Source organism: Clostridium sartagoforme, from assembly GCF_004794105.1.
GTDB classification, from domain to species: domain Bacteria; phylum Bacillota; class Clostridia; order Clostridiales; family Clostridiaceae; genus Clostridium; species Clostridium sartagoforme_B.
Genome location: NZ_SRYR01000001.1, coordinates 798,819 through 811,827, shown reverse-complemented (window position 1 = coordinate 811,827; position 13,009 = coordinate 798,819). Strand labels below are relative to the sequence as shown.

Below are 13,009 nucleotides of genomic sequence, written 5' to 3'. Positions count from 1 at the left end.
TTATTCCTTCCTCTCCTTAAATTCCATTTGAATACCTGTACCACTAAAATCAAAACTATCTCTTAGTTGATTCTCAAGATATCTTTCATATGAGAAATGTCTTGCACCAGAATCATTAACAAAGAATACAAACTTCGGTGGTTTAGTAGCAACTTGTGTTGCATAATAAATCTTCATTCTCTTAAGTCCAACTATAGGTGGTTCTTTCATAAGAACTGCCTTATTAATTACTTCATTTAATATACCAGTAGCTATTCTCTTTGAATAATTTTCATAGCATTCTTTTGCTATTTCTAGAACCTTATGAGTTCTTTGACCAGTTTTTGCTGATATAAATAAGTATTTAGCATATTTTAAGAATTTTAATTTCATTTGTAAATCTTCTTTATATCTTTGCATTGTCTTATCATCTTTTTCAATAAGATCCCATTTATTAACTATAACCATAATAGCTTTGTTCATCTCATGAGCATAACCTATTATCTTTTCATCTTGTTCTGTTACACCCTCTGTAGCATCAATCATTAAAATACATACATCTGCTCTTTCTATAGCCGTATATGTTCTAATAACTGAGTATCTTTCAATTTCTTCTTTAACTTTACTTTTTCTTCTAAGACCAGCTGTATCTACTAAAACAAACTTTCCAATGTCTGTTTCTAACGTACTATCTATAGAATCTCTAGTAGTTCCAGGAATATTAGAAACTATTAATCTCTCTTCTCCTAAAAGCCTATTAATTAATGAAGACTTACCTACATTTGGTTTTCCTATCATTGCTATTCTAATATATTCATCATCTTCATCTTCTTCATTATACTTATCAAAGTTTTCCACTACTCTATCAAGCATATCTCCAAGTCCTAATCCTTGAGATGCTGATATAGTAATAGGATCACCTATACCTAAATTGTAGAACTCCCAAGCATTATCTTCTTCTTTTAGAGAATCTACCTTATTTACTACTAAAACTACTTCTTTCTTGCTTTTTCTAAGCATTACAGCTACTTCATGGTCTGCTGGAGTTAATCCTTCCTTACCATCAACCACAAAAACAATAACATCAGCAGTTTCTATAGCAATATTAGCTTGCCTTCTCATTTGCTTTACAATTATATCTTCTCTTTCAGGCTCAATACCACCTGTATCTATCATAGTAAAGTTGTAATTTAACCATTCCGCCTGAGCATAAACTCTATCTCTCGTTACGCCAGGAGTATCTTGTACTATAGATATTCTGTGTCCTGCTAATTTATTAAATAATGTTGATTTACCTACATTAGGTCTTCCAACTATGGCAACTATCGGTTTACCCATTTTTAATCCTCCTTGAAATTTGTATTTATTAAGTCAATTATATCAGTTCCTATTAATACTCCCTACTAATAGAATAGTATCTCCAAAAAGGCTTCTTGTAACCTTACTTAAACTATACTCATATTAGTATAATACTTAATTTCAATAGATTTCTATTAAATCTTATATAAGGGGCACTCTTTCTTTAGCTCCCTTTGCCTAATATCCTAATTCGTAATATGTACAGAAATTTTAATAGTACTAATTTTATATCTTACTATTATTTTAATATTTCTAAAATTAAAATCTATCTATTATAGAACACTTTAAATAATGCAAATATTTATTTTTACAATATTTATTGACTTAAGCATAATTATCCTTATTGTAATAATCGCTTGATGTTATCTTACATTAATAATACTTTCTAGTCAATATAAAAAGTTTCCTTATTAATGTAACTTACCCATTCAAATATCAAATATAAAGCCAATAAATAAAGCTGAAAGATAGAAATTCTATTTTTCAGCTTTATAAAATATAACTAAATAAATTTATAGTTATTATTCATTTAAATCAACGTAATCTCCTTTTTTAGAGAATATAATCCATTCACAAAGATTAGTTACATGGTCTCCTATTCTTTCTAAATACTTAGAAGCAAATAATATTTGTGTTCCTTGATTTATCATTGATTCGTCTTTTACCATCTTCTTTAAAACTATACCAAACATTCCTCTATAAATTTGGTCTACTTTATCATCCATATCACAAATTTCATAAGCTGCTTTTTCATCACCTTTTACATAGGCCTCAATAGCAAGCTTAATCATATTTGTAACTATATCTACAAGTTCCCACACTGGAGATATATCTTCTGAGAAGTCAACACCTTTAACCATAGGTACTATTTTACAAATATCTACTGCATAGTCAGCCATTCTTTCTAAATCCGTAACTACTTTAGTAGTTGTATAAATACTTCTTAAATCTCCTGCAACTGGAGATTCAGTAGCCATAAACTTAATACACTTTTCTTCAATAACCTGTTGAAGATTATCTACTTTATCATCATTTTTTATTACAGTTTTTGCAAGTTTTACATCTTGCTCTTTTAAAGCTTTCATACTGTCTATAATTTGCTTTTCTACTAAACTAGCCATCTCAATTAATTCAGAGTTAAGCATCTTAATCTTATTGCTTAGCAATTCTCTCATCATTTCTAAATCACCTCTTATAATTTTTAACCGAATCTTCCAGTAATATAATCCTCTGTTCTCTTATCCTTTGGTCTATAGAATATTTCTTCTGTATCAGCATACTCGATAATTTCTCCATTTAAGAAAAATGCTGTTTTATCTGCTATTCTTCCTGCTTGTTGCATATTATGAGTAACTATAATTACTGTATACTTTTTCTTTAATTCTTCCATTAATTCTTCCATTTTATTTGTAGAAATTGGATCTAAAGCTGAAGTTGGTTCATCCATTAAAATGATTTCTGGAGAAACAGCAATAGTTCTAGCTATACATAACCTTTGTTGTTGACCACCTGATAATCCTAGGGCACTCTTTTTAAGTCTATCTTTCACTTCATCATAAAGAGCTGCACCTTTTAAGCTTTTCTCAACTATTTCATCAAGTGTTTTTTTATCTTTTATGCCATGTAATCTAGGACCATAAGCTATATTATCATATATAGACATTGGAAAAGGATTTGGCTTTTGGAATACCATGCCTACCTTAGTTCTAAGAGCTATTACATCTTTACTCTTATATATATCTTCTCCGTCTACTAAAATTTCTCCATCTATTTTTACTCCATCTATTAAATCATTCATTCTATTTAATGTTCTTAAAAATGTGGACTTTCCACATCCAGATGGTCCTATAAATGCAGTTACTTTATTTGCTTCTAAATCTATGTTTATGTTTTTTAACGCTTGATTATCTCCATAATATAAATTCAAATCACGAACTTTAATCTTTTTTACTTGTTCATTTGACATACTTTACACCTCATAGCACTTTTTTAATAATTTGCCTTACTAAACTTTTTAGTAATAAGTTTAGCTAATATATTTAAAACTAATATAATTGCTATTAACACTATTCCAACAGCAGCTGCTTGTTCTATATCTCCAGCTTCTTGAGTAACTAAATAAGATTGAACTGTTAAAGTTCTTGCACTAGACATTATTCCTTTAGGCATCTTAGCTACTGTACCAGCAGTTAATAATATAGCTGCAGATTCTCCAACCACACGTCCAATTGAAAGAATAACACCTACAAGTATTCCTGGAAGAGCACTTGGAACTACCACTTTGTATAAAGTTTGAAACCTAGTTGCACCAAGACCTAAAGATGCTTCTTTATATGATGTTGGCACTGCTTTTAAAGCTTCTTCTGTAGTTCTTATTATTACAGGTAATATAATAATTGCAACAGTTAAAGATCCTGCAAGTAGTGAATAACCGAACTTTAATGTAATTACAAAGAATATAGAACCAAATAAACCATAAACTATAGACGGTATTCCAGATAAGCTTTCTGTAGCAAATCTAATAAGCTTTACTACTGCCCCTTGCTTTGCATATTCAGTTAAATATATTGCTGCTAACACTCCAATTGGCGTTGCTACTATAATAGAAATAAATACTGTATATAAAGTAGAAATTATCATTGGTAGTATTCCACCCCCACCTGATGGTGAGTAATTCTTAGTAACAAAATCTATGTTAATTAATTTATAACCTTTAATAAATATAAATCCTAAAATACATACTAAAACTGCTACTGTAACTATAGCCGATAGCCAAAGCATTAATTTCAATAAATTCTCTTTAAATTTTCTCATAATTATTTACCTTCCTTATTAGAAAGTTTACTTAAAACTAAGTTTAATAATAGTATAAATAAGAATAATATAACTCCTGTTGCAAATAGCATTTCTTGATGAGTGCCAAAGGCATATCCCATTTCCAGTGCTATATTAGTAGTCAATGGTCTTACCGAATCCATTATTGAAGTAGGAATTACTGGTGAATTACCTGCAACTAATATAATTGCCATAGTTTCACCAATTGCTCTACCTATACCTAAAACTACAGCTGCCAATATACCAGATTTTGCAGCTGGAACTACAACCTTAAAGGTAGTTTCTATATGAGAAGCACCTAAAGCTAAAGAACCCTCTTTATATGATTTAGGAACTGCTCTTATTGCAGTTTCTGAAACTGTAACTATTGTTGGCAGCATCATAATTGATAATACTATAATTATTGCTAATAAACTTTGTCCCTTTGGTAAATTAAATGTATTCATAATCCAAGGAACTATAACTGCCAAACCAAAAACCCCATATAATACTGATGGAATTCCTGCTAAAAGTTCTACTGCTCCAGATATAATTTTCCCTATTCTTTTAGGTGCGATTTCAGCTATAAATACAGCTGTTAATATTCCTATTGGCACTCCTAGTACTAAAGAACCTAATGTTCCAAAAATTGAAGCTAATACCATAGGTAATATTCCAAATTTATCTGAGCTTGGTATCCATTTAGTACCAAAGAAGAACTCACTAAAAGAATACCCCTTACTTACAAAAGGTGTAAGTCCTTTATAAAATACAAAGCCTATAATTAATAACAAGCTTACTACTGCAATAAGAGCACTTACTAAAAATATTGCCTTAGATACATTTTCTATTACATATTTATTATTGTTATTTCTTTTAACATTCAACATTAATACACTCTCCTATGAAAGTAAGAATGCCCGAGATTTAGGGCATTCTTAATATATCAAGCTACTACTTAATTGGAATTAACTTGTTTTCCTTAACTATTGTTTGACCTTCATCACTTAATATAAAATCTATAAGTTTTTGTCCATCTTCGCTTAATTCTCCATCCTTATTTACTAATAAGAATGGTCTTGAAATTTTATATTCTCCTGATTTAACTAAATCAGCTTTAGGTTCTACATTTTCTACATTTGCTATATTTACTTTATCATCTAAGTATTCAAATGAAACGAATCCAACTGCATTTTCATTTGAAGCTACAGATTCTTTAACTCCACCATTACCATTAGATATCATAGCATCTGCTTTTAACTCTTCTGATTTATAACCAACTATTTCTTGGAATGCATCTCTAGTTCCTGATCCTTCTTCTCTTGATACTACTACTATTGGTGCATCCTTTCCGCCATCTATTTGATTCCAGTTAGTTATTTGTCCTGTATATATTCCTTTAATTTGATCTAAAGTTATGTTTTTAATTTGATTGTTTTTATTTGTTATAATTGCTATTCCATCATATGCAATAACATTAGATTTAACTTGGCTTTCTTCTTCTGCCTTAAGTTCTCTTGAAGACATTCCTATTTCAGAAACTCCATTTATTGCATCCTTAATTCCTGCTGATGATCCAACTTGATTTATTTCAATAGAAACATTGCTATTAGCACCTTCATATTTTTCAGCAACCTTTTCCATTAAAGGTCCTACAGATGTAGATCCTGATATAGATATAGTTACTGGTTCTGAACTATTAGCTTCTGGCTTGTCTCCTGAATTTCCACAGCCTGCAACTACTCCTCCTACCATAGAAATTAATAATGCAGTACATAAAAGTTTTAAACTTTTTCTTTTCATAAAATTCTCCTCCAAATTGACGTTTCGCCGTTTTATTTATTTACTTTACATACTTATCATAATATCTAAAAGTTAAGGTAATATTGGTTAAATGTTAAGAAAAGTTATGAAATTGTTAAATGAATTTAACAAAACTATCCATATAATTACATAGATGTATAATCTTTATCACTCCTCTAACTATGTTTTATATAAAACTTGCAGTTCTACAAAAATATATCCTATAAAAACAAAGAAGCTGCCTATTAGCAGCTCCTTAACTTAATAATTAATATCTTTTAACCTTTTTGACTTCCTAAGTTTTATAGTAAACTTAGTTCCTTCATTTAAAACTGATTTAACATATATTTCTCCATTAAATATCTTTACTATATGTTTAACTATAGCTAGGCCTAAACCAGTTCCCCCTTTTGCCCTAGATTTATCAACTCTATAAAATCTCTCAAAGATTCTCGGCAAATCTTCTTTAGGTATTCCTATACCATTATCCTCTACTATAATAAAATAGTAACCTCCTCTTTCATATGAGTTAATTTTAATAATTGTTTTTGAAGCAGAATACTTAATAGCATTTTCAACTAGATTAAGCATCATTTGAAAGAACTTATCTTTATCTCCAATAAGCACTACACTTTTATTGCCTTCATAATTAATTATTACTTCCTTTTTATTAACATTAGTTGTAAACATATTGATGACATCTTCTATAACTTCACTTGGGCTGAATTCATCTTCTATCATCTTATTGCTATTTTCTATATTAGATAAAATTAAAATATCATTAATTAAACTAGTCAATCTTTCTGCTTCTTTATCTATTATATCTAGGAATTTTTCTCTTGTAGATGTATCTTCAACATATTTTAATGTTTCTGCAAATCCTTTTATAGATGTTAATGGAGTTTTTAATTCGTGAGATACATTTGCAACAAATTGACTTCTTATATTTTCTAACCTTTTTATATCTGTAATATCTAATACAGTTACTACTACACCCATAGGCATTTTTCTATAATTAATTATTGGAGCTTTTTTTATCCTAAGCTCCCTTTCTATAGGGTGCATAAGCTTAATTTCTTTAGTTTCAATTTCATGTATACTTTTAATAAAACTAATCAAATCATAGTCAATAATATGTTCTGATATATTTTCTCCTATGATATCTCCTTCAATCCCAAAAAGGTTTTTTGCATATGGATTAATTAAAATAACTTTTTTATTATTATCTACTGCTATTACTCCACTTTCCATACTCTCAAGTATAGCTTCTAGTTTGTTTTGTTTATCTAATGAATCACTTATTTTAGATTGCAATTGATCTGCCATATTGTTAAATGTATTTGCTAAAGAACCTATTTCATCATTAGTAAATATATTAACTCTTCTACTATAGTCTCCATTTGCAATTTTATTAGTTACTGATTTAAGCTCCTTTAATGGATATATAATAGCTCTAATTAATTTTAATGAAAGACCTATAGATAAGAATAATACAAGCAAGATTATTATTAAATAATATTTTATATAATCTGCAGTAAAAAATTCGATAGTATTCAATGGTACTGAAGAGCGTAAAACTAAATCATCATTTACCTTAGTTGCAAAATATACTACATTAACTCCTTGAGTATCACTAAGTCTAGTTGCAGAGGCTTCTCCTACTTCAAAAGCACCTAATACTTCTTCTCTATTTAAGTGATTTTCTAAGCTTTTATTTTCTGTATCCTTAATTACATTGCCATTTTTATCTATAAAAGTAAATCTAACATCTGAGTTATTTATATGAAACTCCTCTATAAAGTCGCCATTAAGACTATCAGTCCTTATTAAGATTTCGTTATATGTCTTTAAGGTTTCTTTAGTAACTTCTATTCCTTTTATATTTACTAAGGCAATAAATGAACATGTTACTATTATTAATGCAAATATTACTGTAATTAAAGATGAAAAAAGTATTCTTTTTTTCATAATTTAATTATAATTAGGATTAAATCTATATCCTACTCCCCTTATAGTTTCTATAAATTTTGGATTCTTATCGTCTACTTCAATTTTCTTTCTTAAATATCTTATATGAACATCAACAGTTCTAGTTTCACCTACATATTCATATCCCCATATTTTATCTAATAAAGTTTCTCTAGTTAATATCTTACCTCTATTTTTTACAAGGATTTCTAAAAGCTCAAATTCTTTTAAAGTTAAATCAATTTTATTATCTAAAATTGATACTTCTCTTCTTTCAAAATTAATATATATTTCATTAGTCTTAAATATTTCTTCATTTGCAGATGAGGATTTTGTCCTTCTTAAAATAGCTTTTATTCTTGCTAAAAGCTCCCTAATTGAAAAAGGCTTTGTTATATAATCATCTGCTCCAAGTTCAAGTCCTAATATCTTATCAAGCTCTTCACCTTTTGCTGTTAACATAATTATTGAAATATCCTTTGTTTCAGCATCACTTCTAACAGATTTACATACATCAAACCCATCTAAACCAGGAAGCATTAAATCTAGTAATACTAAATTAGGCCTTTCCTTCTTAATTATACTCACAGCATCTAAACCATTGTTTGCAGTTAAAACTGTATATCCTGAATTAATTAAGTTATAACTTATAAGCTCTACAATATGATCTTCATCATCTACTACCAATATTTTTTCTTGCATAATTAAACCTCCCTATTTAATAAAAGCAAATGAAAATAATCTTCCATATGTTCCTACAGATTTTCTATATGAAAATAGTTTTATATCCTCTTCACAATGAGTACAAAGATCTAAAGAATATATATTATCTTCTTTTATACCAAACTCTCTAACATCCTTTAAAATACACTCTTCTAAACTAAGATTTCTTCCCTTAAATAAAATATCCCTATCTATATTTGTCTTATCTATAAACTTTTCCTTAAGGTCTTCTGATACTTCGTAGCAACACTGCCTAATATGTGGTCCAATAAAAATTTTAGTATTAACTATATCTATATTAAATTCATCAATCATTTTTTCTAAGGTTCTTGTAACTATTGAATTATAAGTTCCTTTCCACCCACTATGAATAGCAGCTATAACCTTATTTTTATCATCAACTATAATAATTGGAACACAATCAGCTGTAAATACTCCAATAGCACATTCTTTTTCACTAGTAATTAATGCATCCCCTTCTTTATCAGTAATATTTTCAAAATCATTTCTATAAACAAGCACTTCATCACTATGAATTTGATTTAGGTATTTTATATTATTTATATTAAAATCTTTAACAATGCTATTTAGATTGTTTATTCCGTAATCCTTATGCCTATTAAAGCTTCTGTCATTTTCAGCAGTTGAAAAGGCCAACGTAACTCCATCTAAGTTTATTGTTAGGAAGTCTAACACCCTATTAAAATCTTTAGCATACAAGATTTTCATTAATTCACCTCATTATTATATTTTTATTAATTTTACCATTAATATGGACTTTTTTCTATTTATTTTAGCTTGTCTCATCATATTTTAACTTATTTTTAACTTAACTTTAAATTTAGTTAAATATAAGTACCTATCTAAAATATAAAATACAAATGAAAAAGGACTGCTAAAACGATCCTTAAATCATTGTAAACAGTCCTATTTTTTATGAACTAAGTTTTTTATTTCTTCTAAAAATGTGTTAATGTCTTTAAATTCTCTATATACAGATGCAAATCTTACATAAGATATCTCGTCAATATCTTTAAGTCTATCCATTACCATTTCACCAATATGTTTTGAGTTTACTTCAGTAATCATTTTATTACTAATTGTTTTTTCTATATCCTCAGCCATTGCTTCAATTTGCATTCTAGAAATAGGTCTTTTTTGACATGCTCTAATTAACCCATTAATTATCTTTTCTCTATTAAAATTTTCCCTTGTAGAATCCCTTTTAACAACAAGAATAGGAATATCCTCTACTTTTTCATATGTAGTATATCTTTTACTACAACTTAAGCATTCTCTACGTCTTCTAATTGTAGTATTATCATCAGTTGATCTTGAGTCTACTACCTTGCTTTCCTCAAAGGAACAAAATGGACACCTCATTTAATTCACGCCTTTCCTAACTTATCTAGTACAATATAAATTATACATTTTTTCCTTATTATTTGCTAGGATTTTTTACTTTTTAAGACCATCCACTTCACTGCTATCTACTAATACTACTTCCATTCCTGCTTTTTTCACTTTATCCCAGGGTATTTCTATATCTTCTTCTTTTCCAAACCATCCTTTTGCCATTCCTGGCAATAAAATAGATACTATCCTGCTTTCCTTTATATCTATAACAAAGTCTTTTATAAATCCAATCTTAGAACCAGTTTTTATATCTATTACTTCCATTGTTCTTAAAGCATTTAAGGAATGTAATGTTATTCCACTTTCTTCAACTACTTCTTCATTTTCAAATTCATTATTATCAAAAAAACCCATAATAATCCCCCATTTCATAAAAGCTTGTACTTAATATTTCATTTTTTAGAGCTCTATAAAAGAGCTCTAAACATATTTTCTCATATGCTTTAATGCAGTTTTTTCCAATCTTGATACTTGAGCTTGTGAAATTCCAATTTCATCAGCCACTTCCATTTGAGTTCTTCCATTGAAAAATCTTAATGTTAGTATAAGTTTTTCTCTATCATTAAGCTTTTTCATAGCTTCTTTTATTGAAATATTCTCAAGCCAACTTTCATCAGTATTTTTAGAATCACTTATTTGATCCATTACATATATTGCATCTCCTCCATCGTGATAAATTGGTTCAAATAAAGAAACCGGATCTTGAATAGCATCTAATGCAAAAACCACTTCTTCTCTAGGTAAGTTTAGTTCTTTTGCAATTTGTGATACAGTAGGTTCCTTATCATTCTCTTTAATCAGCTTATCTCTTACCAGCAATGCCTTATATGCAATATCCCTTAAGGATCTACTTACTCTAATAGAGTTATTATCTCTTAAATATCGTCTTATTTCTCCTATAATCATAGGAACTGCATAGGTAGAAAATTTTACATTTTGACCTAAATCGAAATTATCAATAGCTTTCATTAAGCCAATACATCCAACTTGAAATAAATCATCAACATTTTCACCTCTATTATTAAATCTTTGAATTACACTTAAAACTAATCTTAAATTTCCTTTTATAAATGATTCCCTAGCACTTTTATCTCCATCATCCCTCATCTTTAAAAGTAGCTCTCTTTTTTCTTTTTCCTTTAATACAGGTAACTTGGATGTATTAACTCCACATATTTCTACCTTATTAATAATCAAGCTTATCAACTCCTTATGAAGTAATAACATACTGCATTAAAAAGTATCCCCGATAGTAATATTTTTTATACCCAAGACAACCTTAAATCATTTTATTGATTTCTTTTTTTAATCTATTAATTATTTTCTTTTCCAGTCTAGAAATATAAGATTGTGATATACCTAGCATATCTGCCACTTCTTTTTGAGTCTTTTCCCTAGTTCCATTTAACCCAAACCTTAATCTAACTATTTCTTTTTCTCTATCATTTAAATTTTTAAGAGCTAAAAATAATAATTCTCTATCTACTTCATCTTCAATTAAATTATATACAGTATCATTTTCAGTTCCTAAAATATCTGATAATAATAATTCATTCCCATCCCAATCTATATTTAAAGGCTCATAAAAAGATATTTCAGCCTTTACCTTACTATTTCTTCTTAAATACATTAATATTTCATTTTCTATACACCTAGATGCATATGTTGCAAGTTTTATTTTTTTCTCAGGATTAAAAGTGTTTACTGCCTTAATAAGACCTATAGTACCAACAGAAATTAAATCCTCTACACCAACACCTGTGTTTTCAAACTTTCTTGCTATATATACAACCAGTCTTAAATTTCTCTCTATTAGAATATCTCTTATAGATTCATCTCCATGTATTAACTTTTCTACTAATTCCTCTTCTTCTTCCTTTTTTAGCGGTGGTGGTAGCGCTTCACTTCCTCCCACATAAAATACTTCTTTATTAAATATACCTAGCTTTACTAGTATCTTATTTAGTAATACTCTTAAACTCATCATACCCTTAAATTACTCCTCTTGATAATAATGCATTAAACTCATTTTCTTTACTCAACTTATTCTTACATTTACAAATAACAACATCTACAATCTTCCACTCCATATCAGCTCCTCTTATCTTTACATCTTTAATCTTAAATCCCTTAAGATTTCCTTCCTCTCCAATAGTTTTAAATGGAATTGTAAATTCTTCGCTATTTTTAGTACTAAACTCTTCTAAAAAATCCTTTTCCACAATTATACAAGGTAAATTAGTAACTGGTTCTGTTAATGCATTTCCTGTATCTAATAAGCCTTTTATAAATATAGTTTTCTTTTCATTACTCACTTCAATATCATAAATAAAATTACTAACCTTTGCTCTATCTTTAATATAGTCTGCTACTCTAAGTGAAACTATATAAAAACACATCAAGGCAATTATTAGATATTTTATTGAGTAATTATTTATACTATAGGAATTAAAAATACTATAGTAGTTTTCTAAGAAGGAAAAAGAAAAAGTTAATCCACATAATATAAAAGATGATATTATAAAGGATAATACTGATTTTATAGTCTTTAATACATTGATACTTTTTAAACTAATTATTATCATTAAAATAGCTACCATAATTTTAAAAGGTATAGAAACAAGTACTTTATTATCATAAAATAATACTAAGGTATATAAAGAACCTATAATAGCTGACAAGTAAATACTCTTATAATACCGATATCTAAGTACTTTAAAGGTTATTAATAGTAAAAATAAATTTACTATAAAGTTTTCAATTAAAATCATATCTACATAAACAATCATCTCTCCCCCTCCTTTACTATAAATTATAAACTGCTTGGTTTTAGAATTTTGTCATAATCAATCAACGTATTTTTTATTTTCATCTATCATTTATTACATATAGTTACAGTTATTTAATTAAAATAATAAAATATAACAATATAGATTATAATTATTAA

General features: G+C 28.0%; 14 protein-coding genes. All 14 read right to left on the bottom strand.

The features are described from left to right. The 14 genes from der to E5347_RS03550 all read right to left on the bottom strand — a co-directional run bounded on the left by der (position 1) and on the right by E5347_RS03550 (position 12,851). Positions 1 to 1,317, bottom strand: a complete 1,317-nt coding sequence (gene der, locus E5347_RS03615) for a ribosome biogenesis GTPase Der (protein ID WP_136004746.1) — start codon at positions 1,315 to 1,317, stop codon at positions 1 to 3. 542 nt (positions 1,318 to 1,859) lie between these two features. After that, the gene (phoU, locus tag E5347_RS03610; protein ID WP_136004743.1) at positions 1,860 to 2,516 is read right to left on the bottom strand and encodes a phosphate signaling complex protein PhoU; all 657 of its coding nucleotides are present in this window, start codon (positions 2,514 to 2,516) and stop codon (positions 1,860 to 1,862) included. 23 nt (positions 2,517 to 2,539) lie between these two features. Continuing rightward, a complete protein-coding gene (gene pstB, locus E5347_RS03605; RefSeq protein ID WP_136004741.1) occupies positions 2,540 to 3,304 on the bottom strand; it encodes a phosphate ABC transporter ATP-binding protein PstB in 765 nt (254 codons plus the stop codon). A 23-nt stretch (positions 3,305 to 3,327) separates the two neighbouring features. Continuing rightward, positions 3,328 to 4,152 (bottom strand): phosphate ABC transporter permease PstA, encoded by an 825-nt coding sequence (gene pstA / locus E5347_RS03600; protein WP_136004739.1) that lies wholly within the window; start codon positions 4,150 to 4,152, stop codon positions 3,328 to 3,330. A gap of 2 nt (positions 4,153 to 4,154) precedes the next feature. Further along, a complete protein-coding gene (gene pstC, locus E5347_RS03595; RefSeq protein ID WP_136004736.1) occupies positions 4,155 to 5,042 on the bottom strand; it encodes a phosphate ABC transporter permease subunit PstC in 888 nt (295 codons plus the stop codon). 64 nt (positions 5,043 to 5,106) lie between these two features. After that, the gene (locus tag E5347_RS03590; protein WP_136004734.1) at positions 5,107 to 5,955 is read right to left on the bottom strand and encodes a phosphate ABC transporter substrate-binding protein; all 849 of its coding nucleotides are present in this window, start codon (positions 5,953 to 5,955) and stop codon (positions 5,107 to 5,109) included. Between the two features lie 261 nt (positions 5,956 to 6,216). Next, complete coding sequence (locus tag E5347_RS03585; protein WP_136004732.1) at positions 6,217 to 7,923, bottom strand: sensor histidine kinase; 1,707 nt, start codon at positions 7,921 to 7,923, stop codon at positions 6,217 to 6,219. Positions 7,924 to 7,926: 3 nt separating this feature from the next. Beyond that, positions 7,927 to 8,628, bottom strand: coding sequence for a winged helix-turn-helix domain-containing protein (locus E5347_RS03580; RefSeq protein ID WP_136004730.1), 702 nt, complete (start codon positions 8,626 to 8,628; stop codon positions 7,927 to 7,929). Positions 8,629 to 8,637: 9 nt separating this feature from the next. Further along, complete coding sequence (gene pgeF / locus E5347_RS03575) at positions 8,638 to 9,375, bottom strand: peptidoglycan editing factor PgeF (protein WP_136004728.1); 738 nt, start codon at positions 9,373 to 9,375, stop codon at positions 8,638 to 8,640. A gap of 198 nt (positions 9,376 to 9,573) precedes the next feature. Further along, complete coding sequence (gene nrdR, locus E5347_RS03570) at positions 9,574 to 10,029, bottom strand: transcriptional regulator NrdR (protein WP_136004726.1); 456 nt, start codon at positions 10,027 to 10,029, stop codon at positions 9,574 to 9,576. A 75-nt stretch (positions 10,030 to 10,104) separates the two neighbouring features. Continuing rightward, positions 10,105 to 10,416 carry a YlmC/YmxH family sporulation protein gene (locus tag E5347_RS03565; RefSeq protein WP_136004724.1) on the bottom strand — a complete coding sequence of 104 codons (312 nt, stop codon included), beginning with the start codon at positions 10,414 to 10,416 and terminating at the stop codon, positions 10,105 to 10,107. Positions 10,417 to 10,482: 66 nt separating this feature from the next. Next, positions 10,483 to 11,259, bottom strand: coding sequence for an RNA polymerase sporulation sigma factor SigG (gene sigG / locus E5347_RS03560; protein WP_136004721.1), 777 nt, complete (start codon positions 11,257 to 11,259; stop codon positions 10,483 to 10,485). 82 nt (positions 11,260 to 11,341) lie between these two features. Further along, positions 11,342 to 12,049 carry an RNA polymerase sporulation sigma factor SigE gene (gene sigE, locus E5347_RS03555; RefSeq protein ID WP_136004719.1) on the bottom strand — a complete coding sequence of 236 codons (708 nt, stop codon included), beginning with the start codon at positions 12,047 to 12,049 and terminating at the stop codon, positions 11,342 to 11,344. Positions 12,050 to 12,053: 4 nt separating this feature from the next. Next, a complete protein-coding gene (locus tag E5347_RS03550) occupies positions 12,054 to 12,851 on the bottom strand; it encodes a sigma-E processing peptidase SpoIIGA (protein ID WP_136004717.1) in 798 nt (265 codons plus the stop codon). Between the last annotated feature and the right edge of the window lie 158 nt (positions 12,852 to 13,009).

Coding starts and splice junctions, on each gene's coding strand:
- E5347_RS03585 (WP_136004732.1), bottom strand. CDS start 7,923: ATGAAAAAAAGAATACTTTTTTCATCTTTAATTACAGTAATATTTGCA.
- pstB (WP_136004741.1), bottom strand. CDS start 3,304: ATGTCAAATGAACAAGTAAAAAAGATTAAAGTTCGTGATTTGAATTTA.
- pgeF (WP_136004728.1), bottom strand. CDS start 9,375: ATGAAAATCTTGTATGCTAAAGATTTTAATAGGGTGTTAGACTTCCTA.
- E5347_RS03590 (WP_136004734.1), bottom strand. CDS start 5,955: ATGAAAAGAAAAAGTTTAAAACTTTTATGTACTGCATTATTAATTTCT.
- der (WP_136004746.1), bottom strand. CDS start 1,317: ATGGGTAAACCGATAGTTGCCATAGTTGGAAGACCTAATGTAGGTAAA.
- phoU (WP_136004743.1), bottom strand. CDS start 2,516: ATGATGAGAGAATTGCTAAGCAATAAGATTAAGATGCTTAACTCTGAA.
- E5347_RS03550 (WP_136004717.1), bottom strand. CDS start 12,851: ATGATTGTTTATGTAGATATGATTTTAATTGAAAACTTTATAGTAAAT.
- nrdR (WP_136004726.1), bottom strand. CDS start 10,029: ATGAGGTGTCCATTTTGTTCCTTTGAGGAAAGCAAGGTAGTAGACTCA.
- E5347_RS03565 (WP_136004724.1), bottom strand. CDS start 10,416: ATGGGTTTTTTTGATAATAATGAATTTGAAAATGAAGAAGTAGTTGAA.
- pstA (WP_136004739.1), bottom strand. CDS start 4,152: ATGAGAAAATTTAAAGAGAATTTATTGAAATTAATGCTTTGGCTATCG.
- pstC (WP_136004736.1), bottom strand. CDS start 5,042: ATGTTGAATGTTAAAAGAAATAACAATAATAAATATGTAATAGAAAAT.
- sigE (WP_136004719.1), bottom strand. CDS start 12,049: ATGATGAGTTTAAGAGTATTACTAAATAAGATACTAGTAAAGCTAGGT.